This window comes from Aromatoleum toluclasticum ATCC 700605 (genome assembly GCF_000378245.1).
In the GTDB taxonomy this organism is placed as follows: domain Bacteria; phylum Pseudomonadota; class Gammaproteobacteria; order Burkholderiales; family Rhodocyclaceae; genus Aromatoleum; species Aromatoleum toluclasticum.
Map to the genome: position 1 here is coordinate 44,945 of NZ_KB899511.1, position 22,993 is coordinate 67,937.

Genomic DNA, 22,993 nt, shown 5'->3' on the forward strand with positions numbered 1-22,993 from the left:
CGCCGGGGCAGCGGCGCCCGCCCTGCCCCGGAAATCCCCCTGAGACGTAACGGGAATTTGCCCTGGATCATCCCGGCTTGCCGGGATGCGCCCTATAATGCGCAGGTTTTTTGCCTGCGAAAGCCCCCATGCCCGCTGCCGCCTCGGAAATGCTGGTCGGAGCCAGTTCGGACTTCCTCACGCGCTTCTCGCCGTTCAACCGGATGGAGCCGGAGGCGCTCGCATTCCTGGCCGAACGCGCGACCCTGGCATTCCACGCGCGCGGCAGCGAGATCCTGACGCCGGAGATGGGGCAGCCGACGCACTTCCACATCGTCCAGCGCGGCAAGGTGCAGGCCCGCCAGCTCGGCCCCGCGAGCGTCACCGACTACGCCGCGATGACACTCGGGCCGGGCGAATGCTTCCCCATCGGCGCGATCGCGGCGCAGCGGCCCTCGACCAACGCCTACGTGGCCGTGGAAGACAGCTTCGTATTCCAGCTGCCGGCGGAAGACTTCCTCAGGCTCATGCAGATGAGCCCCGTCTTCCAGGTCTTCTGCACGCAGTACATCGCCAGCCTGCTCAACCAGTCGCGCCAGCAGCTGCAAAGCACCTTCGCGCAGCGCGCAGCGGAGCAGCAGACGATGACGACGCCGCTCGGACAGTTGGTGAAGAAAGCGCCGATCTTCGTCACGCCCGACAGCTCGATCCGCGCCGCGCTCGAGAAGATGTCCGAGATGCGCATCGGCTGCATGGTGATCACCGACGCCGACCGGAAGCCGCTCGGGATCCTCACTCAGAGCGACCTGCTGCCCCGCGTCGTGCTGCCGGGCATCGACCTGCAGCGTCCGATCGGCGACGTCATGACCGCAACGCCACACGTGATGTCGGCCTCCGACTCGGCCTACGACGCCGCCCTCGAAATGGCGACGCACGGCGTGCGCCATCTGCTGGTGGTCGATTCGGAGGGCCGTCTGAAGGGCGTGGTGTCCGAGCGCGACCTGTTCGCGCTGCAGCGCATCGGCTTGCGCCAGATCCGCTCCAGCATCGAGGGCGCGGACGACCTGGAAGCCCTGCAACGTGCAAGCCGCGACATCCGTCAGCTGGCGCTCAATCTCATCGCCCAGGGTATCGGAGCGGAACAGCTGACGCAGTTCATCTCGGCGCTCAACGACGCCCTGACCTGCCGCATCATCGATCTCGCGCGCGCGAAGCACGACCTGTACGGCATCGACTACGCATGGCTGGCCTTCGGCTCGGAAGGCCGCCACGAGCAGACGCTGTCCTCCGACCAGGATAACGGCATCATCTACGTCTGCCCGGAAGGTGCAGACCCATCCGCCCTGAAGAGCCGCCTGCTGGCCTGCGCCAAAAAGGTGAACGAAGACCTCGCCGCCTGCGGCTTTCCGCTGTGCAAGGGCAACATCATGGCGAGCAATCCCGAGCTGTGCCTCACGCTCGATGAGTGGAAGGGACGCTTCGGCGACTGGATCCGCGAGCCCGACCCGCAGGCCCTGCTCAACGCGACGATCTTCTTCGACTACCGCGTGCTGTGCGGCAACGAGCGCCTGGGCGACCAGCTGCGGGCGTGGCTGAATCGCACGGCCAAGGCCTACTCCAATTTCCTGCGCCTGATGGCGTCGAACGCGCTGCAGGTCGCGCCGCCGCTCGGACGCATCCGCGACTTCGTCGTCGAGGACGACGGCACGATTGACCTGAAGAAGTCGGGGGCGCGCCTGTTCGTCGACGTCGCCCGCATCCTCGCCTTGCGCGCCGACGTCGCATCGAGCAGCACCGTGCAGCGCCTGCGCCAGGCGGGCACGCGGATGGGCATGCCGGCCGAGGAGATCGCCGCCCTGATCGACGGCTTCCACTTCATCCAGCTGCTGCGCTTGCGCTCGCAGCACCTCGACACCGAACACGACGCACCGGGCGACAACCGCATCGACCCCGACACGCTCAACGAACTCGATCGGCGCATCCTCAAGGAAGCGTTCCGGCAGGCCCGCAAGCTGCAGCTGCGGCTGAAGCTCGACTACCAGCTATGAAATGGCTCACCCGCCTGCTTGGCAACCGCACGGACACGGCCTCGCTCGACGCCGCGCTGCGCGACGCGATCGCGAGTTGGGAGGCGCTTGCCGCCCCCGAGCTGGGCAGCACGCATTTCGAGACGCGCTACGTTGTCGTCAACACCGAGGCAACCGGGCTCGATCTCGACAAGGACCGCCTGCTCGCGGTCGCGGCGATCGCCATCGACCGTGAGCACCTGTCGCCGCAGGACAGCTACTACGCGCCGCTGGAGCCCGATGCGGCGACGGCGCTGACGAACCTGCTCACTTTCGCCGGCAAAGGCCCGGTCGTGGTCTTCAATGCGTCGTTCAACCGCAGCCTGCTCGAACGCGCGCTCGACGAACGGCTCGGCCTTACACCCGACTGGACCTGGCTGGACCTGCACTGGCTCCTGCCTGCCCTCTACGACGAACACATCGACGGACCGGCCCGCCTTGCCGACTGGATGAAAGCCTTCGGCATCGAGACATTCCAGCGCCACCACGCGCTGGGCGACGCCTGGGCAATCGCACAGCTGATGCTGGCCGCACAGGCGCGCGCACGCGCGCTCGGTCTCAACACCCCACGCAGCCTGGCGGATCTCGAACACAGCCGCCGGCAATTGAGGCGCCACGGATGAATCGGATTTCCCCCGCACGACCCATGCATCACCGCCTGACGACCCGTCTCATCGCACTTCTCGCCACGGCAGCCCTGCTGTTCGCCCCGCCTGCGGGCGCCGTAGACACACCGGCTCCGGCCGACCAGACCGCCGAGGCGGCCTCGTCCTTCGGTCGCTACGGCACTGCGGCACAGGAGCTCATCAACCAGGGCATGGACTACCTCGGGATCCGCTATCGTTTCGGCGGCAACTCGCCCGAGACCGGCCTCGACTGCAGCGGGCTAGTCCAGAACGTGTTCCGCAACGCCCTGGGGCTCGACCTGCCCCGCACGGCACGCGACATGGCCAAGGTCGGCGACAAGGTCGGCAAGCAGGATCTCAAGCCGGGCGACCTCGTGTTCTTCAATACGATGCGCAAGGCCTTCTCGCACGTGGGCATCTACGTCGGCGACGGCCGCTTCCTGCACGCCCCGGCCAGCGGCGGCGAAGTGCGCATCGACGAGATGAGCCAGAGCTACTGGGCCAAGCGCTTCAACGGCGCACGCCGCATGGTTCCGGAAGGCGATCTGCACCTGCCGCAGGCGAACTGAACGACGCCTCCGCTGCAACGCGGGTTCTCGTCTAGGCTTCAGTGAAGTCCCGACGAGGTGTCCCACATGTTGATTGCCCAGCTGTCCGACCCGCACGTGGTCGCTCCCGGCACCCTCCTTTACGGTGGATTTCTGCTGCATCGCTGGCAGGACGGCGATCTCGTCACCCATGTAGTGCCGGCCGACGAGAGTCCCGCAACCCCTTACGACTGAGTCGCCATCAATGCCCCGCGGCCGTGGGGATCGCGCTCCATTCAGCCCGGGTTGATGATTCTCGCGTAGGCCGCCTTGTCGGCGGCATAGCACCCGCAGGAGGCAGTTTCCAGCCCCTTGCGGTCGACGATTGTCACGTTCCCGCGGCTATAGCTGATCAGTTTCCGATGTTGCAAGGCGGTGGCCGCCTTTGTCACGCCGACGCGGCGCACACCGAGCATGTAGGCAAGGAATTCATGCGTGACGTGAAAACTGTCGGCGTGCACCCGGTCCTGCGCCATGAGCAGCCAGCGGGCCAGACGCGCTTCGACGACATGGAAGCGGGTGCAGACAGCATTTTGCGCCAGCTGCCCCATCAGCACATATAGATAGCGCTTGAGCCCCCGGCGCAGAGCCGGACATCGTTCAAGCATGCTGCAGAAGGAAGCGGCGTCCATGCGCAGTGCCTGACCGCTGTGCTGCACCTGGGCATGCAGCAGCGCCACGTCCACCCCCAGCACAAGCCAACTGCCGAGCATCCCCTCGTTGCCGACCAGACTCACTTCGAGGCTCGCGCGGCGGTCGATCGGATTGGTGGTCAGGGCGATGAAACCCTCCGTCGGAAAGTAAACATGGCGAATGCGTTTGCCGGATTCGGCCAGGATCTCGGCAAATTCGAGTTCGACCAGCTCGCACATGCCCAGAAATCCTCTGGCTTCGTCCGGCGGCAACTCCGCGAGAAGACGATTGGTCGTAAGGAATGCCCCAGGGGATACCACCGACACTCTCCAGACGTTGGGGGCGGCGCGGGCGATGCTCGGAGAAGTGACGACCGGGTCGGTTTCCCGGCGCCAACCGGCTGAAAACCCACGTTATTCGATGAGCCAGTGGCAGCTTGGGGGAAAATCCGGCGATTGTCTGGACGGTAACGCACACAAGACGCCCGTGCCGCCGGGCGTGCAAACCCTGCATCGCGCGCCCCGGTCAGTCCGGCTGCGGCTCGCCGCCCTCCGGCAGCAGGCGCCGAAACTCGTCCCTGACCACGGCGTAGCATTCACAGGAACGCGCCTCCAGTCCCACGCGGTCGAGTACGGTGATATGACCACGCCTGTACTCGATCAGTCCGGCCTTCTGCAAGTTGCCGGCCGCCTCCGTGACGCCTTCGCGGCGCACGCCGAGCATGTTGGCAATCAGTTCCTGGGTCATCAGCAGCTCCTGCACCGGCAGGCGATCCAGGCTCAACAACAGCCAGCGGCAGAGTTGCTGATCCAGCGTGTGATGGCGGTTGCACACCGCCGTCTGCGCCATTTGCGTCAACAGCGCCTGCGTGTAGCGCAGCAACAGGTCATGCACTGCACCGGAGCGTCGCCCCCCGACACGATCGAATTCTTCCTTCAGGCGATCGCCCGCCAACCGGTAGGCGTACCCCGCACTTTGCACGACAGCCCGGCTGGGCGTGGTTTCGCCGCCCATGAACAATGAGACGCCGATGATCCCTTCGTTACCGACCACGGCGATCTCCGCCGCGGCGCCATTCTCCATGACACACATCAGGGACACGATCGAGTCGGTCGGGAAATAGACGTGATGCATCTGGATCCCGGGCTCGTAAAGCACGTCTCCGAGCGACAGCGAAACCAGTTCCAGCTGCGGAACGAGGCGCGTGTATTCGTCGTCCGGGAGGGCTGCGAGAAGGCGATTCTGGCGTGGATCTTGAGAGTCGGACATACCCGGTCCTCCACTCGTCGAATAACCGTCCTCAGTATAGGCCCTGGCTTCCGATATGTGCGGCAGCGAACACACACCCAAGGACACGGCGCAGAACGTCCGCGCGCCGTTTGCGCCGCGCGTCCCTGCCCTCGGTGTTCAACGGCGGTTGTCTTCCTGCTGCTCTTCACTGTCCTTGTTCTTGTTGCGTCCCCTGCCCTGAGCAGGCTTGGGTTCCTCGTCGCGCGGCTCGCGCGACTGCACGTCCGGGGTCTGCGGGGTCGCACGTTGCGGTGCGACCTCGGGCTGTGGCGCACCTCGGGCCGGAGACGGCGCTATTGCCGGTTCGCGCTGCGGTCGCTCTCGACGCGGCTCCCGCTCCTCGCGCTGCTCGGACTTTCGTCGTGGTTCGGGCACTTGTGCGGCCGGCTCGGTGGGCGTCGCCGGGACAGCGGGCTCGACCGGCCTCGTTCGCGTCGCGGGGTTTGGCGGCACGGCGGGTGTCACACGCGGCGCAGCGGGTTCGGGCTCGACGGGGCGTGGGGCAGCGGTTCGTCCGCGCTGTTCATCGTTTCCACGCTCGTCCACCCTTCCCCGCTGCCCATCGTCGCCGCGCCTTTCCGGTCTGCCCCGTATATCGCGCGGTTGCGCTTCCGGTGCGGCTGGCGTCGCCTGCTGCGGCGCAAGCGGAGGCTGCGCTGCACGCCCGGACGGTTCCTGCTGCGGTGCCGCGGGCTGTCCGCGCTCCTCGCCCCTCCCCCGCTGTTCGGACTGTCCGCGTGCATCGCCGGCCTTGGCTCCGAATCCCGCCTGCGGCGGTTGCACCGTCGGCGGCGCTTCCTGCTTCGGCGCGACCACCTTGACGGCGGGTGCCGGCACGGTCGCTGCGCGTTTGAGCTCCATGCGCTCGGCCTCGTCGAGCGGTTTGCCCTGCCGGGCATTCAGTTGCTGCTGTTGTGCCGCGAATCCGATCGGTGCAGGCGGAGGCGCGGTGCGCGCGACGACGCCGCGTTCGAACGCGCGCGGCGGCGGTTTCCCGCCCTGGCTGGCTGCGCCGCGGATGCTCTTTTCGGTCGGGGCGATGGGCGCGGCCAGTGCAAGCGGTGCACTTCCGACCACTTCGCGGGATACCCGCACCGCACTCCTCGATACCGGCTGCGATTGCACGAACGCCGTCGTCGGTACGGCGACGACGGCACCCTCGACGGTCCGATTGGCGTGGACCACGGTGGTCACGTTCGTATTGTTGTAATAGTTGTTGATCACCGTGGTGTTGATGACGGTGTTGCTGCGGTTGATGTTCTCGAAATAGTTGCGGCTGACCTGGTAGACCGGTCGATACACTTCGCGTGGCGCCAGCGGGAACCATGCGACACCGCCGACGGGGCCGCTCGAGATCGTAAGCTGGAAGTTGCCACCGCCCACGAACACCACCAGTGCCGGGGCGTAGTACGCCCGGCTGCGCACGGGACCTGGGACCCACGCCCACGTTCCACCGAGATACGCCCAGCGGCCGTAATGGGATACGGCAAAGCCCCAGGGGGCGTCATCCACCCAGGTCCAGCCCCAGGGGTCGATCCATGCCCAATGACCGTCGCGATAGGGGACCCAGCCAACGGCCACGCGGGTCGGGTACCAGACGCTGCCGTAGGTCGGGTCGTCGCGCCAGTCGCCGTACTCATCGAGTTCCTGATAGCCGACCACGTCCTCCGACACGTAGCGGACGGAGCGCGAGTCATCGTAGCGGCGATCGCGACTGCTCGCCCAGCGATCGAAGTCGTCCGGGCGCGGCACGTCGACATACTCGTATTCGCGCAGGCCGGTGCCGGTAAAGCGATACGGTTGTCGCGGATCGATGACGTAGGCCGCGTCCTCACCGTACACCTCGCCCTGGCCCTGGCGCACGAAGATCGTCGTCGCATCGTTGTCGGCATCCACCTCGATTCGGTACGCACCGGGTTTCCGCAGGGTAAAGGCAAGATTCGGCGTATCCACCTCGAAGATCTCGCCGGGCGCGAGACGACGCACGCGCACGTTCAATGTGCCTTGCGTCAGCTGCAGCTGAGTCGTGCGGTCGTCGAGATTCAGAATGGAGGCGCCGGTACCGGCCTTCATGCGGACCAGGGCTCCGCCGGTCTGCAACTCGGCTCGCGCACCGGCGTCGACCCACAGGCGGTCCCCGGTGGTCAGGGGCCGATTGACCGAGGCCTCGAACCAGTCGTTGTCGCCCGCGGGGGACAAGCTCACCGCGCCGGCGATGTATGCAAGCCGCGCGATGCGCGACGGCGGGTCCGCACCAGCCCAGCCGCTGAAGAGCAAGATTGCGATGCCGGCCAGCAGTACGAGTATGCGGAGACGAAGAGATGGCGTATTCATGAGGAGTCCTTCCGCGGGAACGCGCCTTCAGGCACGGACTAAACCGCGTCGACGTCAACGTCGCTGTTCGGGGAAGATGAGAAGACCATACGACGCACTGCACAGACGGTCTGTTCGTTAGCGCACCAAGCCTGCTCACCGGTCCGACGAGGTCCGCAATTTCGGGCGCAACGCCGTCGATGGCCCTGCGGCCTCACTGCGACCAACACCACAGCATGTGCAGTGAGTAACCGATGGCGTTCCCCTCGCCGCACGGCATATGTGCGTTGGCGAACAAACACGGAAAATCGTTTCCTCTATGCTCGAACACATCCAGTCTCGAGTTCCGCCATGGGCCGCACACCGGCGGCACCCGCCGCCATCACCCAATCATCGCCGCAGGAGTATGTGCTTTCGGGCGCCTGGACCGCGCAGGGGATCGGCGCCGTCACGCCGCAGCTCGACGCGCTGACCACACCCGCCGGCCAGGAATTGGTCGTCGACGGCGCACGCATCGAGGCTCTGGATACCGCAGGCGCCTGGGTCCTGCAGAAATTCCTGCACCGGCTGGAAGACGACGCCAAGGGCGTGCGATTGCGCGCCTTGCGCCCCGAATTCGGCCGATTGCTCGAAGCGATCCGGCAACAGATGGCGGATCAGGAGCGCACCTTGGCGGTGCCTGCGATCGCATCCACAACGCCGCTCGAACGTTTGGGCCGGCACTTCGAAGCCCCCCTACAGCAGGGCTTCGCGCTGCTCAGCTTCGTCGGGGAATGCGCGCTCGCGCTTGGGGGATGCATCGCACAACCGACGCGACTCCGGTGGCGGCCGATTCTGTACAACATTCGCAGCGCCGGCTTCGACGCCTTGCCCATCGTCGGGATGCTGTCCTTCCTCCTCGGCGTCGTCGTCGCCTATCAGGGCGCCGGCCAGCTCAGGCAGTACGGCGCCAACATCTTCGTGGCCGACCTCGTCGGCCTCTCCATCCTGCGCGAATTCGCCCCCCTGATCACCGCCATCATCGTCGCCGGGCGTTCGGGTTCGGCTTACGCGGCCCAGATCGGCACGATGTCGGTCACCGAGGAGATCGACGCCATGCGCACGCTCGGCATTGCACCGCTGGATCTGCTGGTGCTGCCCAAGCTTCTCGCGCTGCTGATCGTGCTGCCTCTGCTGACCGTGTTCGCCGACGCACTCGGCGTGTTCGGCGGCATGATCATGGCGCGCACGCAACTGGGCGTGGGCTTCGGCGATTTTCTCGACCGTTTCGTCAAAGCGATCAGCGTCACGGCCTACCTGCTCGGCGTCGGCAAGGCGCCGGTGTTCGCCGCCATCATCGCCGTGGTCGGTTGCTTCCAGGGCTTTCGCACCCGTGGCGGCGCCGACAGCGTCGGCCGCCAGACCACGCGTGCCGTGGTGCAGTCGATCTTCCTCGTGATCGTTGCCGATGCCCTGTTCTCGGTCGCCTTCAGTGCGCTGGACCTCTGACATGCCCGGCCCGACGCCTTCCAACGAAGCAGTCATCGAGATCAGCAAGCTGTCTACGAGCTTCGGCGACCACCTCGTGCATTCCGGAATCGACCTGGAAGTGTACCGCGGTGAGATATTCGCTTTGATCGGCGGCAGCGGCTCCGGCAAATCGACGCTGTTGCGTGAAATGATCCTACTGCATCGGCCGGATGCAGGCTCCATCCGCATCCTCGGCGTCGATCTGCAGACGCTCGGCCATGGCGACGCCGACGACGAAACCCTCGCGCTGCGCCGCCGTTGGGGGGTCATGTTCCAGCATGGCGGATTGTTCGGATCGCTGACGGTACGGGAGAACATCGGTTTGCCGCTGCGCGAGCACACCGGGCTGGACGACGCGCTGATCGATGAAATCGCGGCCTCGAAGCTTGCCACGGCCGGGCTCGAACCTCAGGTCGGGGTGCAGTATCCGTCCGAACTCAGCGGCGGCATGATGAAGCGGGCCTCGCTCGCACGCGCGCTGGCGCTCGACCCGGAGCTGGTTTTCCTCGACGAACCGACTGCAGGACTCGACCCCGAGAGCGCCGGGGAAGTCGACCAGCTCGTACGCCGGCTGCGCGACCTGTTCGGCCTGACCATCGTGATGATCACGCACGACCTCGACCTGCTATGGCAACTCGCCGACCGCGTCGCTGTCCTCGCCGACGGCAAGGTGCAAGGCATTGGTTCGATGCCCGAGCTCGCGCAAATGGACAACCCCGCGATCCGCAAATTTTTCGACGGCCCGCGCGGGAGAGCGGCCCAGGAACAGGGTCGACTGCCGCACGACGCGCACAGCGGCAGGGAAATCGGAAAATCGTCATGGAAAACAAAGTAAATTATGCGGTTGTCGGCGCCTTCGTCCTCGTTCTGGGTGCCGTCCTTATCGCTGGAGCACTGTGGCTCGCTTCGGGCGGTGCGTTCCAGAAGAAATACGATCTCTATCTGGCGATCGAGGACGAATCGGTTGCCGGCCTGAATTTGAATGCGCCGGTCAAATACAACGGCGTCGATGTCGGCAAGGTAAGGCAGATCCGACTCGACCCGGCCAACCCGGAACGGGTGAACCTGCTCTTCGCCATCGAGCGCGGCACACCGATCAAGGAGGACACGGTCGCCGTCCTCAAGACGCAGGGTCTGACCGGTATCGCCTACGTGGAACTCGGCGGCGGCACACAGGATGCGCCTTTGCTGCGCGCCACCGCAGGCAGCCCCTATCCGGTGATCCGGACCAAGCCCTCGCTCGCCGCACGACTGGAAAACGTGCTCACGAGCGTACTGGCAAAACTGGACAGCACCTCGGCCAGCATCAACGCCATTCTCAGTGAAGAAAATCGGGCGGCGTTCAACAGTGCGCTGACCGATATCGCCACCGTCGCGCGCACGATCGCCGCGCGCAAGGATGCACTCGATGCGGGCATCACCCAGGCCGCCAGTACGTTCGAGAACACCTCGCGTGCCGCCGCGCAGGCCGGCCCGGTGATCGACCGAATCGGGCGCAGCGCTGCGGCGATCGAGAAGATGGGCAACGAGGTCTCCCGTACGAGTGCCAGCGCCGGCAAGACCGTCGACGCGGTCAGCGCCGATGTGAAGCGCTTCTCGGAAGGGACGCTGCCCGAACTGGAACGCCTGCTCGGCGAACTGAGTGTGCTGGCCACCTCGCTGCGGCGCCTCAGCGAACAGACCGAACGCAACCCCGCAGCGCTCCTGTTCGGGCGCAAGCCGGTGCCGGAAGGACCGGGAGAGTCGGCAACCGGACCACTGACGGAACAACGGCGATGATGAATCCATCCCTCGCACGGGTTGCCCTGCTGTCCGCCGCCGGCTTGTTGCTGGTGTTCGGTGCAGGCTGCAGCGCACTGCGCCAGACGGCGGCCCCGCCGCCGGGCTTCTATTCGCTGGACGACGCACGGACAAAGACCGGGCCGTCAACGCATTCTCCGACGGGCGCATCGATCGACTCGCCCACGTTGATCATCAACCCGCCGCACGCGGTATCCGGTTATGACAGCCAGCGCATCATCTACGTGCGCGAAGCCCACAAACTGGAATACTTCGCGCACAGTGAATGGGTCGACACGCCGGCGCGCATGTTGGCGCCGCTCATCGTCGCCGCGGTCGAGCTTAGCGGAGCATTCCGCGCGGTCGTGCTGGCGCCGAGCGCGGCAACGGGTGAGTTGCGCCTCGATACCGAGATCACCCGCTTGCATCACGATTTCTCCGGCCGGCCGAGTCGAGTCCGTTTCACGCTGCGCGCCATGCTCGTGGATAACAGGACGCGCCGGATCGTGGCTTCGCACGAGTTCGATGAAACCGTTGCGGCCCCGAGCGAGACCCCCTACGGCGGAGTCGTAGCGGCCAATCGCGCAGTGCAGACCGTGCTCGAGCAACTCGCCTCGTTTTGTGCCGAAGCGTTGGCGAACCGGCTCTCGACCGGATCCGAAGTCCCGAAACTCCCCGAAAGCATTCCCACGCGCTGAGACTGCAACGGCTCGGCGAACGCCGGCCGCGCAGCCCGGAAACGGAGTTTACGCGCCACGGCAAGCACGACGATTGCACGGCGCACACGCAGGGCCGATTGCTGTGCAACGTTTTCGGGATGGGGACGACCGGCGCTCATCGGGACGAGCGCTCTGTGCGGAACCGTACAGAGCCAAGCGCGCTTTCCGCGTAATAGTTATCCGGCGGACGGAAACATTCTCATCAACGGGCGCAAGTCAAAGGATCGACGCACGATGAAAGCCCTGCTCTTTACCGGAGTCGCACTGATTGTGATGGGTGCAGCCGTTCTGGGCTACGACCATTACAGCTACACGACGACCGAAAACATTCTCCAGATCGGACCGATCACGGCGACCGCCGAGCGGACACATACGGTTTCGATTCCGCCGCCGGTCGGCTGGTCCCTCATCGTCGGCGGCGCGTGCGTGATCGCTTTCGCCGTAGTGTCGAAAAAATGAACGCAAGAAAAGGAACCGATATGACTATCCACTTAGGCCTCGCTCCCATGGTGGCGCTGATCGCCGGGATTCTGATTCTTGTCGCACCCCGACTGTTGAACTATATCGTCGCGATCTATTTGATTCTCATCGGCCTGATCGGGCTCTTTGGTGCTGGCGCTCTCAATCTGCGCTGAGCCCCGCAGCGGGTCGGTGCCTACCGAGACGCGTCAACTTTTCCCGCGCCACAATTCAGGCCTCATGCATATGCATTGGCACCACCCGGCATGGGATGCTCGACAGATCCACTCATGCCTTCTGTGCGCTGCCGTACAGACGAATGCAGCTCGGTGAGTACCATTGCGGGCAAGCACCCGGCGATGACGGTCGGTATCGGACACCGTATCCGAGCAGTCCGGCAATGGATCGCCGTCGCGAAGGTGCAACAGGGAAGACGGTTGCGAGGCCGGTGCAGGCGCCCTGGACAGGGCAACATCGGCACGCTTCGAGCGTGCCTCCTGAATGTTGCGCCGCTCAGCCGCACTGTCGGGAGTCATGCAATGTCAATCGGAACAATCCTGCTGATCATTCTGATCCTGATGCTGATTGGAGCAATCCCGACCTGGCCGCACAGCCAGGGATGGGGATACGGCCCCAGCGGCGGTCTCGGCGTGGTGGTGCTGATCCTGCTTATCCTGTTGTTGATGGGCAGGATATAGAGCCCTTCGCACTCCCGACCCGCAGAAGAACTGGAAGGCGGTTCCGGCAGCACGTCGGGCCGGCCTTCGATACTGCCCCCGCACGTCTGCCGATGCGACTTCACATAATGGGAAGGCACAAAAATGCTGCATTACACCGTAGTCTTTCTGGTGATCGCACTGATCGCAGGTCTGCTCGGATTTACCGGCATTGCCGCGGGCGCCGTGGAGATCGCCAGGATCCTGTTCTTCATCTTTGTTGTCCTTTTTGTCGTGTCGCTGGTGATGGGCTTCAGAGGCCGAAAATGACTGCGCTGCCTCCGGGCGCCCACCCGGCACTGGATGAACCCCGGCCATGTGTTCACTTTCACACCCAAGTGCGCAGATTGGCGTCGAGGTCGCGCAGTGCGGTCCGCACTCCCTCTTCAATAACGGGGTGATAGAACGGCATCTCCAGCATCTGCGCGACCGTCATCCCGTTCTGCAAGGCCCACGCCAGCAGATGTGCAAGGTGCTCGGCAGCAGGGGCCACCATTTCCGCCCCGACGAAGCGGGCAGTGGCCAGATCACCGTACACCTTCAACAATCCCTTGTTCCGGAGCAGGATGCGCGCACGCCCCTGGTCCTCGAAACTCACCTCGCCGGTCGCGAAAGTCCCGGGCTTCATCGCGCGAAGGCCACCTCCCACGACTCCTATCTGGGGATCGGTAAACACCACGTTGATGCCCGCCCGCCGCAGTCCAGGCATCACCGGCATGCCCCGCGCGAGGTGCGCGGCATTGACACCGGCAATTCGCCCCTCGTCGGCCGCCTCATGCAGGAGCGGGATGTAGTTGCCCGCATCTCCCGCAATGAAAATCGGGCTTGCCCCATTCACGCTCACCGTCCGGGTGGTCGATGGATCAAACGACGGCACGCTCTTGTCATCGAGCGTGAGCGTGGTCCGGTCGAGACCGATGTCCGCCACATTGGGCACGCGGCCGGTCGCAGCGAGCACGTAATCGAAATACTCGACCACTTCGGAACCGTCCTTCCCCGCGCGTCGAATGGCGACGCGGTCGCCATAACGGCGTACGTCGGCAATGCGCGCATCGGGCGCCAGGGTGAATTCTTCGTTGAAGGTCTCGCAGGCGCAGGCCCTGATCTCGGGATCGCTGATGGGGCCGACACGACCGCCACGCCCGAGCACGGCCACACGAACCCCCAAACGGTGCAGTGCCTGGCCCAGTTCCAGCCCAACGATCCCGGGACCGATCACGGCCACGGCTTTGGGCAGATCGTCCCAGTCGAACACCTCGTCGCTCGTGATCAGGCAATCTCCCAGGGACTTGTACGAATCCGGGCAGACGGCGTGCGAGCCGGTTGCGATGACAATACTCTTGCACGTGACCCGCGTATGTTCATCGACCTCCAGGGTATGGTCGTCGACGAAACAAGCGTGCCCGCCGATGCGCTCCGCCTCTGGAATGTCCTCCACGTCGCGCAGCACGAATCCGACAAAACGGTCGCGTTCGCGTCGCACACGCGCCATCACCGCATGACCATCGATGCGGACGCGGCCATCGACATGGACGCCGAACTCTGAGGCGCGCCCGACCGCATGGGCAGCCTCGGCGGCGGCAATGAGGAGTTTGCTCGGCATGCATCCGACGCGCGCACAAGTGGTACCGTATTCGCCGCCTTCGATGAGCACGGCACTCGCACCCGCTTTCCTTGCTGCATGGAATGCGGCAAGTCCTGCCGTACCGGCGCCGACCACTGCAACGTCAATCTCGACGGTATTCATCTCTCTGTCTCCTTTCACCGTGGCCCCTTGCCGCACAATCCCGGCGACGGTCGCAGCAATCCCCTCCGGATCGCTCGCATGGCTGCGGCGCTTTGCCGCCAGCGACGAGACTAGGACAGCTCGACGATTCACTCTGTGCGCAAGCACACATAGGGCGAAGCTGGTGTCGAAGCCGCTCACGACCGCGTTCGCGAGCGGCGGGGCCGCCGATGGGCAATCGCGGCCGGGACCAGCCGGGGCTAGCCCCATGTTCGACGGCACATGGAACACGGCATGGAACCGGCCTAGACTTGCCTTCAAGGAGTGTGGCGCCCACAGCACACCGGTTCGCCGGATGTTGCGCACAGCGACGCATGCCAAGCCTTGCAGTAGAGTAAACATGACCCTTCGCCAAGCACCGCTCACCCCTCGCCGGCTTGCATGGCGCAAGTTCCGGATGGCCGGCCTGTTCGGCCTGTTCGTCCTGGCCGGCTGTGGAAACCTGCCGACCATCGTGCCCGACATGTCGCGGCGCGGCCCAGCGCCGCAATTGCAGGGCGCACACGGCCCACTTTCGGCGGAGCAGAGCAAGGCGGTTCTCGACCGCCTCGCCAGTGGCGGACGCGAAACCGACATTTTCGAGCGTCACCTGGCCCTCGAAGAGGCCATCGCCGGCAGCCCCCTGACCACGGGCAATCGCGTACGGCTTCTGCAGGACGGCCCCGCCACCTACAGCGCGATGCTCGCGGCCATCCGGGACGCCCGCAACCACATCAACATGGAAACCTACATCCTCGACGACGACGAGATCGGCCAGCGCTTCGCACAGGCATTGATCGACAAGCAGCAGCAAGGCGTCCAGGTCAATCTCATTCGCGACAGCGCGGGCACCATCGGCACGCCGGCCGACTTCTTTCAGCGCCTGACCGGCAGCGGCGTCCACGTCCTGGAATTCAATCCACTCAACCCCCTGGTGACGCGCAAGGAATGGGAACTGAATCAGCGCGACCACCGCAAGCTGCTGATCGTCGACGGACACACCGCATTCCTCGGGGGCATCAACATCAGCAGCGTGTACTCGAGCGGCTCAGGCAAACAGCGTACGCGTCCCGGCCCGGACGGGAACGTCGGGTGGCGCGATACGCACCTGCAAGTGCAGGGACCGGTGGTCGCGGAATTACAGAAACTGTTCCTCTCGACGTGGGAAGCGCAAAAGGGTGCTCCACTGAAGGAAAGAAACTACTTCCCGCGCCTCGACAACGCCGGCCCGCACGTAGTGCGGGCGATCGGCAGTTCTCCCGACGAACCCTTCAGCCTGATCTACGCCACGCTGCTCTCGGCAATCGGCAGTGCCGAGAGCAGCGTACTCCTGACCAACGCCTATTTCGTGCCCGACCCCCAGTTGCTGGCAGCGCTCAAGGCCGCGGCCCGCCGGGGCGTCGACGTGACACTGATCCTGCCCGGACAGACCGACTCCTGGCTAGTCCTCCATGCCGGACGCGGTTATTACGATCAACTGCTGAGCGCGGGGGTGAAGATCCATGAACGGCGCGGCGCGATCCTGCATTCCAAGACGGCGCTCATCGACGGCGTGTGGGCCACGATCGGCTCGACCAACCTCGACTGGCGCAGCTTCCTGCACAATCACGAACTGAATGCAGTGGTGCTGGGCGCGGAGTTCGGCCGCCAGGTTCACGCGATGTTCAAGAAGGATCTTGCGGAGTCCGACGCGATCACGCTCGAACAGTGGCGCAGCCGCCCGCTCCATCTGCGCCTCCAGGAATTGTTTGCGCGGGCATGGGAGTACTGGTTATGAGCGGGCAAGGCCGATCTCGCCGACCGTGACGACCAGATGTCGGACAGTGCAGACAGCGCAACGAACCGGGTGGCGAAGGACGGCTGGGCATGCCCCTGACCTTGCCGACAATCGCGCCCTCAGGCGCTACCGGCCAGGCGGTTCAGCGGTCCAAAAGAACAAAAACCCGCACCAGTAACGGTGCGGGTTTCCGGGGTACTACCTGACGCTTACGGCTTGGACATCAAACCGTAACTTGTTCAGCAACTTCAGCGAACTCCTTGATCTGGTCGAAGTTCATGTAGCGATAGACTTCGGCGGCCTTCGCATTGACGGCCTGCACCTGCTCCATGTACTCGCCGACCGACGGGATCTTGCCCATCAGCGCGCACACGGCCGCGAGTTCCGCGGAACCGAGGTAAACGCGGGTGTCGATGCCAAGACGGTTCGGGAAGTTACGCGTCGAGGTCGACATCGCGGTCGAGCCCTTGCGGATCTGCGCCTGGTTGCCCATGCACAGCGAGCAGCCGGGCATCTCCATGCGGGCGCCCGACTTGCCGAGCACCGAATAGTAGCCTTCCTCGTTCAGGATCATCGCGTCCATCTTGGTCGGCGGGGCGATCCACAGGCGGGTCGGGATGTCCGACTTGCCTTCGAGGACCTTGCCGGCGGCGCGGAAGTGGCCGATGTTGGTCATGCACGAGCCGATGAAGACTTCGTCGATCTTCTCGCCGGCGACTTCGGACAGCAGCTTCACGTCGTCCGGGTCGTTCGGGCAGGCGACGATCGGCTCCTTCACGTCGGCCAGATCGATCTCGATCACGGCGGCGTACTGGGCGTCGGCGTCGGCCTTCAGCAGTTCCGGCTTGGCGATCCAGGCTTCCATGGCCTTGATGCGGCGGCCCAGGGTGCGCTTGTCGTCGTAGCCGTTGGCGATCATCCACTTCATGAGCGTGATGTTCGAGCGCATGTACTCGATGATCGGTTCCTTGTTCAGCTGGATCGCGCAGGCGGCAGCGGAACGCTCGGCAGCGGCGTCGGACAGCTCGAAAGCCTGTTCGACCTTCAGGTCCGGCAGACCTTCGATCTCGAGGACGCGGCCGGAGAAGACGTTCTTCTTGCCCTTCTTCTCGACGGTCAGCAGGCCCTGCTTGATCGCGTAGTAGGGGATCGCGTTGACCAGGTCACGCAGCGTGACGCCGTTCTGCAGCTTGCCCTTGAAGCGCACCAGCACCGATTCCGGCATGTCGAGCGGCATGACGCCGGTCGCCGCGGCGAAGGCCACGAGGCCCGAGCCGGCCGGGAAGGAGATGCCGATGGGGAAGCGGGTGTGCGAGTCGCCGCCGGTGCCGACGGTGTCGGGCAGCAGCAGGCGGTTCAGCCACGAGTGGATCACGCCGTCGCCCGGACGCAGCGCAACACCGCCGCGGGTCGAGATGAAGGACGGCAGCTCGCGGTGCATGCGCACGTCGACCAGCTTCGGGTAGGCGGCGGTGTGGCAGAAGGACTGCATCACCATGTCGGCCGAGAAACCGAGGCAGGCCAGATCCTTGAGCTCGTCGCGGGTCATCGGGCCGGTGGTGTCCTGCGAGCCGACGGTGGTCATCTTCGGTTCGCAGTAGGTGCCCGGCAGGATGCCCTTGCCTTCGGGCAGGCCGCAGGCGCGACCGACCATCTTCTGCGCGAGCGAGTAGCCCTTGCCCGGATCGTTCGGCTGCGCCGGCAGGCGGAACAGCGTGGATACGGGCAGACCCAGCGCCTCACGCGCCTTGGTCGTCAGGCCGCGGCCGACGATCAGCGGGATGCGGCCACCGGCGCGCACTTCGTCGAGGATGACCGGGGTCTTCAGTTGCGATTCGGCGATCACGGCACCGTTCTTGAGCGCGGTGACCTTGGCGGTGGCGGAGTCGATCTTCAGTTCGATCTCGTCGCCCATGTCCATCTGGTTGACGTCGAGTTCGATCGGCAGCGCGCCGGCGTCTTCCATCGTGTTGAAGAAGATCGGGGCGATCTTGGAGCCCAGGCACACGCCGCCGAAGCGCTTGTTCGGGACGAAGGGGATGTCCTCGCCGGTGAACCACAGCACCGAGTTGGTGGCGGACTTGCGCGAGGAGCCGGTGCCGACCACGTCGCCGACGTAGGCGATCAGGTTGCCCTTCTTCGCCAGCCCTTCGAGCTGCTTGAGGGGGCCGCGGGCGCCCGGCTCGTCGGCCTCGATGCCCGGGCGCGGGTTCTTCAGCATCGCCAGCGCGTGCAGCGGAATGTCGGGGCGCGACCAGGCGTCCGGAGCGGGCGACAGGTCGTCGGTGTTGGTTTCGCCGGTGACCTTGAACACGGTCAGCTTCTGCGAGGCGGGCACTTCCGGACGCGAGGTGAACCACTCGGCGTCGGCCCAGCTCTGCATAACGGACTTGGCGTTCGCATTACCGGCCTTCGCGAGTTCGGCGACGTCGTGGAAATAATCGAAGACCAGCAGGGTCTTCTTCAGGCCTTCGGCGGCCACGGTGCCGACTTCGGCGTCGGCCAGCAGGTCGATCAGCGGCTTGACGTTGTAGCCGCCCAGCATCGTGCCCAGCAGTTCGGTGGCCTTGGCGCGCGACACCAGCGCACAGCTTTCCTCGCCCTTCGCGAGCTTCGCCAGGAAGGCGGCCTTGACCTTGGCTGCGTCGTCCACGCCGGCGGGAACGCGATAGGTCACCAATTCGACGAGGAAGGCTTCCTCGCCCTTCGGCGGGTTCTTCAGCAGGGCAACCAGATCCTCGGTCTGCTGCTTCGACAGCGGCAGCGGCGGGATGCCGAGGGCGGCACGCTCGGCGACGTGGGCACGGTAGGCTTCAAGCACGGCGGATTCCTTCCTTATTCGTGACGTTGGCTGGGCGTCGGGGCAGCGGACCCGGACGACGCTGCGAGATTATATGTCTTTTATAAGACTTGAGGTGCAATGCAACAACGATCGCTCGTGAGCGCGCGAATTCTACTCCTCCACAAGGACTTGCGTACCCCCGCCGGCGGGATCCCGACGATCGCGCGGCCCTGGTCCGTCGCCTGATTCGGGTAACGCGACACGGGAACGCATCGCAAACGCATCGTTCCAACAGGACACGAACATCGGATCGCGAAATACCCCGGATCACCATCGAACGTCTCGCTCACGAACCGCAAGGAAGGAGATCGACCATGCCCCAAGCCGCTTTCGACACGCTCAGGACCTTTTCCACTGCCTCCGGGGCGCGCGGCCTCTTCCATTCGCTGCCGGCGCTCGAAGCGGCGCGAGCCGGCAAGGTGTCACGCCTGCCAGTGTCGCTGCGCATCGTGCTGGAGGCCGTGCTGCGCCACTGCGACGGCCGGAAGGTCACCGAGGAGCACGTGCGGCAGCTCGCGAACTGGGGTGCGGATGCGGAGCGCACGGACGAGATTCCCTTCGTCGTCGCGCGCGTGGTCCTGCAGGATTTCACCGGCGTGCCGCTGCTGTGCGACCTCGCAGCGATGCGCAACGTGGCGGCCGAAACGGGGCGAAACCCCAAGCTGATCGAGCCGCTCGTGCCCGTGGACCTCGTCGTCGACCACTCGGTGCAGGTCGACCACTACGGCACCCCGCAGGCGCTGCGCCAGAACATGGAGCTCGAATTCCACCGCAACCGCGAGCGCTACCAGTTCATGAAATGGGGCATGCAGGCCTTCGACACCTTCAAGGTCGTGCCGCCGGGCATCGGCATCGTGCATCAGGTGAACCTGGAATACCTGTTCCGCGGAGTGCGCGGGCATGACACCTCCGAAGGGCGGCTGTATTACCCGGACACGCTGGTCGGCACCGATTCGCACACCACGATGATCAACGGCGTCGGCGTCGTCGGCTGGGGTGTGGGCGGCATCGAGGCGGAAGCCGGCATGCTCGGCCAGCCCGTGTATTTCCTGACGCCGGATGTCGTCGGCGTGGAGCTGACGGGCTGCCTCAGGGAAGGGGTAACCGCGACCGACCTGGTGCTCACCGTCACCGAAATGCTGCGCAGGCAGAAGGTCGTCGGCAAGTTCGTCGAGTTCTTCGGCGAGGGCACGGCGAGCCTGTCCGTCACCGACCGCGCGACGATCGCCAACATGGCGCCCGAATATGGCGCAACGATGGGCTTCTTCCCCGTCGACGAGAAGACCGTCGCCTACATGCGCGGCACCGGACGCACGGACGCCGAATGCGAGCTGTTCGAGGCTTACTTCCGCGCGCAAGGGTTGTTCGGCGTCCCGCGCGCAGGCGAGATCGACTATTCGACGACGCTGCGCCTGGATCTCGCGTCCATCGTTCCCTCGCTGGCCGGCCCGAAGCGGCCGCAGGACCGCATCGCACTGAAGGACATGGAGGACGTGTTCGACCGCCTGTTCTCGCTGCCCGCGAGCGACAACGGCTTCGGCCAGCCTGAAGCCGCGCTCGGCACGCGCTTTCCGACCGCGCTGCCGGGCGTGACGCTGGGCAACGGCGACGTGCTGATCGCGGCGATCACCTCATGCACCAACACCAGCAACCCGGCGGTGCTGATCGCCGCGGGCCTGCTGGCGAAGAAGGCGGTCGAGAAAGGGCTTTCCGTGCAACCGCACGTCAAGACCTCGCTCGCCCCGGGCTCGCGCGTGGTGACCGATTACCTGGGCCGCGCGGGCTTGCTCGAGCCGCTCGCGCAGCTGGGCTTCGCCCTGGCGGGCTACGGCTGCACGACCTGCATCGGCAACGCGGGGGATCTGGCGCCCGAACTCAATGATGCGATCAACGAGAACAACGTGATCGCGGCGGCGGTGCTGTCTGGCAACCGCAACTTCGAGGCGCGCATCCATCCCAACCTGCGCGCTAATTTCCTCGCCTCGCCGCCGCTGGTCGTGGCATTCGCGATCGCCGGGCGCGTCAATGTCGATCTCACCGAGAACCCGCTGGGCACCGGAAGCGACGGGCGCCCCGTGTATCTGCGCGACATCTGGCCGAGCTCCGAGGAGATCGCCGCGGTGCTGCCGTTCGCGATGGATCCGGCGACCTTTACGCGACTGTATGCCGACTTCACGAAGGATCACGACCTGTGGAACGAGATCCCGGCGACCACGGGACAGGTGTACGAATGGCCGGAATCGACCTACATCGCCCGACCGCCCTTCTTCGACGGTTTCTCCGCGCAGCCGGGGGCAGTCGGGGACATCGTCGGCGCGCGGATGCTCCTGCTGCTGGGTGACTCGGTGACGACCGACCACATCTCGCCCGCGGGTTCCTTCAAGGACAGCACGCCGGCCGGCAAGTGGCTGCTGTCGCGCGGCGTCGCAAAACCGGACTTCAACTCCTACGGTTCGCGGCGCGGACACCACGACGTGATGGTGCGCGGTACCTTCGCCAACGTGCGCGTGAAGAACATGATGCTGCCGCCGCGCGACGACGGCTCGCGCGTCGAAGGCGGCTACACGCTGCTGGACGGCAGGCAGACCACGGTGTTCGAGGCCGCGACCGGCTACCTGGCACGCGGCGTCCCGACCGTCGTGTTCGCCGGCGAGGAGTACGGCACCGGCTCGAGCCGCGACTGGGCCGCCAAGGGCACGCAACTGCTCGGCGTGAAGGCCGTGATCGCGAAGAGCTTCGAGCGCATCCACCGCTCCAATCTCGTCGGCATGGGGGTCATGCCCTTGCAGTTCAAGGGCGAGGATTCGTGGGAGAATCTGGGCCTGAGGGGCGACGAGACCTTCGACATCCGGGGCATAGATGCGACACTGCGGCCGCGCCAGGACCTGACGCTGACGATCCGCCGCAGCGACGGAAGCATGCGGGACGTGGCGGTGACCTGCCGCATCGACACGCCGATCGAAGTCGATTACTACCGCCACGGCGGCATCCTGCCCTACGTGCTGCGGGAGATTCTCGGTCGCCCGGACTGACACCGGACATTCTTGCCATGCTCGCCATCCCCTGCCCCTGCCAATCCGGAAAACCCTTCGCCGAGTGCTGCGCACCGGTGATCGCCGGTGAAGTGCCGGCGGAATCGGCCGAGGCGCTGATGCGCAGCCGCTACACGGCGTTCACGCAGTCCAACGAGACCTACCTGCTCGACAGCTGGCACCAATCGACGCGCCCCACCACGCTGGATCTCGCCGGCGGAGAGCCGGCACCGAAATGGATCGGCCTGCAGGTGCGCCAGCACTTGCAGACCGGGGATAACACGGCCATCGTCGAGTTCGTCGCGCGCTACCGCGTGGGCGGGCGAGCCCATCGCCTGCACGAAACCAGCCGTTTCGTGCGCGAGGAGCACCGCTGGTATTACGTGGACGGCGAAATCCATGAATAAAGCCATACCCGCGAGGAATCACCGCCGCCTATAATCGAACCGCAATATGACCTTCACGTGAGCGGACGCCCGTCCGGGGCGCTTCCGCCGCCTTGTCGCGAGGCCGGCATGAACCTCGAAAAAGTCATCTTCGGTTTCTTCATCGTCCTCGCGGCGACCCTCAACTTCGGCTTCTTCGTCGGCGATCTCGACGATCCCGTGCTTCATGAGATCAACGAGCTGTTCGTCGCGATCGTCGTCAACCTCATCGCGACGGTGCTCAAGCTCGGCGACCGCACCCAGATCGGCGCGATCCACCTCGCGACCAGCCTGGTCGCGGACCTGCAGCTGATCGCCGCGGCGATGGTGTGGGGCTATGCCGAGCACATCGCCGGCACGGGCATGACGCCGGTGATGGTCGCACGCGTCGTATCCCTGGCGGGCGGCGCCCTGTTCGCAAACGTCGTTTCGGTGATCATCCTGATCGCCGAAACGATCATGCAGCGCCGTTAGCG

At 65.3% G+C, this 22,993-nt stretch carries 21 protein-coding genes; 16 read left to right on the top strand and 5 right to left on the bottom strand.

Annotated elements, in window-relative coordinates; all coding sequences use genetic code 11:
• Positions 1-128: 128 nt before the first annotated feature.
• From F464_RS0124435 to F464_RS31190, 4 genes are all read left to right on the top strand, one after another.
• Positions 129-2,027 (top strand): DUF294 nucleotidyltransferase-like domain-containing protein, encoded by a 1,899-nt coding sequence (locus tag F464_RS0124435; protein ID WP_018992487.1) that lies wholly within the window; start codon positions 129-131, stop codon positions 2,025-2,027.
• Positions 2,024-2,668, top strand: coding sequence for a 3'-5' exonuclease (locus tag F464_RS0124440; protein WP_018992488.1), 645 nt, complete (start codon positions 2,024-2,026; stop codon positions 2,666-2,668). The genes F464_RS0124435 and F464_RS0124440 overlap by 4 nt, the downstream gene beginning before the upstream one ends.
• Positions 2,665-3,240 (top strand): C40 family peptidase, encoded by a 576-nt coding sequence (locus F464_RS0124445; RefSeq protein WP_232429026.1) that lies wholly within the window; start codon positions 2,665-2,667, stop codon positions 3,238-3,240. The genes F464_RS0124440 and F464_RS0124445 overlap by 4 nt, the downstream gene beginning before the upstream one ends.
• A 66-nt stretch (positions 3,241-3,306) precedes the next feature.
• Positions 3,307-3,453 (top strand): hypothetical protein, encoded by a 147-nt coding sequence (locus F464_RS31190; RefSeq protein ID WP_018992490.1) that lies wholly within the window; start codon positions 3,307-3,309, stop codon positions 3,451-3,453.
• A gap of 41 nt (positions 3,454-3,494) precedes the next feature.
• On the opposite strand, the gene F464_RS0124455 is transcribed toward F464_RS31190, so the two are convergent.
• The 3 genes from F464_RS0124455 to F464_RS0124465 all read right to left on the bottom strand — a co-directional run bounded on the left by F464_RS0124455 (position 3,495) and on the right by F464_RS0124465 (position 7,515).
• Positions 3,495-4,130 carry a Crp/Fnr family transcriptional regulator gene (locus F464_RS0124455; protein WP_018992491.1) on the bottom strand — a complete coding sequence of 212 codons (636 nt, stop codon included), beginning with the start codon at positions 4,128-4,130 and terminating at the stop codon, positions 3,495-3,497.
• Between the two features lie 286 nt (positions 4,131-4,416).
• On the bottom strand, positions 4,417-5,160 hold the full coding sequence (locus tag F464_RS0124460; RefSeq protein ID WP_018992492.1) for a Crp/Fnr family transcriptional regulator: 744 nt from the start codon (positions 5,158-5,160) through the stop codon (positions 4,417-4,419).
• A gap of 138 nt (positions 5,161-5,298) precedes the next feature.
• The gene (locus F464_RS0124465; RefSeq protein WP_018992493.1) at positions 5,299-7,515 is read right to left on the bottom strand and encodes a DUF6600 domain-containing protein; all 2,217 of its coding nucleotides are present in this window, start codon (positions 7,513-7,515) and stop codon (positions 5,299-5,301) included.
• 330 nt (positions 7,516-7,845) lie between these two features.
• On the opposite strand from F464_RS0124465, the gene F464_RS0124470 reads away from it, so the two are divergent.
• The 8 genes from F464_RS0124470 (at position 7,846) to F464_RS30640 (ending at position 12,946) form a co-directional block, all read left to right on the top strand.
• Positions 7,846-8,982, top strand: coding sequence for an ABC transporter permease (locus tag F464_RS0124470; RefSeq protein WP_018992494.1), 1,137 nt, complete (start codon positions 7,846-7,848; stop codon positions 8,980-8,982).
• A gap of 1 nt (position 8,983) precedes the next feature.
• On the top strand, positions 8,984-9,838 hold the full coding sequence (locus F464_RS29485) for an ABC transporter ATP-binding protein (protein ID WP_018992495.1): 855 nt from the start codon (positions 8,984-8,986) through the stop codon (positions 9,836-9,838).
• Positions 9,823-10,782 (top strand): MlaD family protein, encoded by a 960-nt coding sequence (locus F464_RS0124480; RefSeq protein WP_018992496.1) that lies wholly within the window; start codon positions 9,823-9,825, stop codon positions 10,780-10,782. The genes F464_RS29485 and F464_RS0124480 overlap by 16 nt, the downstream gene beginning before the upstream one ends.
• The gene (locus F464_RS29490) at positions 10,782-11,480 is read left to right on the top strand and encodes an ABC-type transport auxiliary lipoprotein family protein (protein ID WP_232429027.1); all 699 of its coding nucleotides are present in this window, start codon (positions 10,782-10,784) and stop codon (positions 11,478-11,480) included. Before F464_RS0124480 ends, F464_RS29490 begins: the two co-directional genes overlap by 1 nt.
• A gap of 255 nt (positions 11,481-11,735) precedes the next feature.
• Positions 11,736-11,960 carry a hypothetical protein gene (locus F464_RS0124495; protein ID WP_018992498.1) on the top strand — a complete coding sequence of 75 codons (225 nt, stop codon included), beginning with the start codon at positions 11,736-11,738 and terminating at the stop codon, positions 11,958-11,960.
• A gap of 47 nt (positions 11,961-12,007) precedes the next feature.
• On the top strand, positions 12,008-12,136 hold the full coding sequence (locus F464_RS30630; RefSeq protein ID WP_232429028.1) for a DUF3096 domain-containing protein: 129 nt from the start codon (positions 12,008-12,010) through the stop codon (positions 12,134-12,136).
• Positions 12,137-12,499: 363 nt separating this feature from the next.
• A complete protein-coding gene (locus tag F464_RS30635; protein ID WP_018992500.1) occupies positions 12,500-12,658 on the top strand; it encodes a DUF3309 family protein in 159 nt (52 codons plus the stop codon).
• Between the two features lie 123 nt (positions 12,659-12,781).
• Entirely contained in the window at positions 12,782-12,946 is a 165-nt protein-coding gene (locus F464_RS30640) for a DUF1328 domain-containing protein (RefSeq protein WP_018992501.1), read from the top strand.
• 58 nt (positions 12,947-13,004) lie between these two features.
• Here the strand turns inward: F464_RS30640 and F464_RS0124515 are convergent, their stop codons facing one another.
• Entirely contained in the window at positions 13,005-14,423 is a 1,419-nt protein-coding gene (locus F464_RS0124515) for a dihydrolipoyl dehydrogenase (RefSeq protein WP_018992502.1), read from the bottom strand.
• 247 nt (positions 14,424-14,670) lie between these two features.
• Here F464_RS0124515 and cls point away from each other — a divergent pair, with 247 nt between their 5' ends.
• On the top strand, positions 14,671-16,218 hold the full coding sequence (cls, locus tag F464_RS0124520; protein ID WP_232429029.1) for a cardiolipin synthase: 1,548 nt from the start codon (positions 14,671-14,673) through the stop codon (positions 16,216-16,218).
• A 223-nt stretch (positions 16,219-16,441) separates the two neighbouring features.
• Here the strand turns inward: cls and F464_RS0124525 are convergent, their stop codons facing one another.
• Positions 16,442-19,039 carry a bifunctional aconitate hydratase 2/2-methylisocitrate dehydratase gene (locus F464_RS0124525; RefSeq protein ID WP_018992504.1) on the bottom strand — a complete coding sequence of 866 codons (2,598 nt, stop codon included), beginning with the start codon at positions 19,037-19,039 and terminating at the stop codon, positions 16,442-16,444.
• A 335-nt stretch (positions 19,040-19,374) separates the two neighbouring features.
• Here F464_RS0124525 and acnA point away from each other — a divergent pair, with 335 nt between their 5' ends.
• The 3 genes from acnA (at position 19,375) to F464_RS0124540 (ending at position 22,991) form a co-directional block, all read left to right on the top strand.
• Positions 19,375-22,092 (top strand): aconitate hydratase AcnA, encoded by a 2,718-nt coding sequence (gene acnA, locus F464_RS0124530; protein ID WP_018992505.1) that lies wholly within the window; start codon positions 19,375-19,377, stop codon positions 22,090-22,092.
• A gap of 17 nt (positions 22,093-22,109) precedes the next feature.
• The gene (locus tag F464_RS0124535; RefSeq protein WP_026296294.1) at positions 22,110-22,499 is read left to right on the top strand and encodes a YchJ family protein; all 390 of its coding nucleotides are present in this window, start codon (positions 22,110-22,112) and stop codon (positions 22,497-22,499) included.
• 108 nt (positions 22,500-22,607) lie between these two features.
• Positions 22,608-22,991 carry a DUF6394 family protein gene (locus F464_RS0124540; RefSeq protein ID WP_018992507.1) on the top strand — a complete coding sequence of 128 codons (384 nt, stop codon included), beginning with the start codon at positions 22,608-22,610 and terminating at the stop codon, positions 22,989-22,991.
• Positions 22,992-22,993 lie beyond the last annotated feature (2 nt).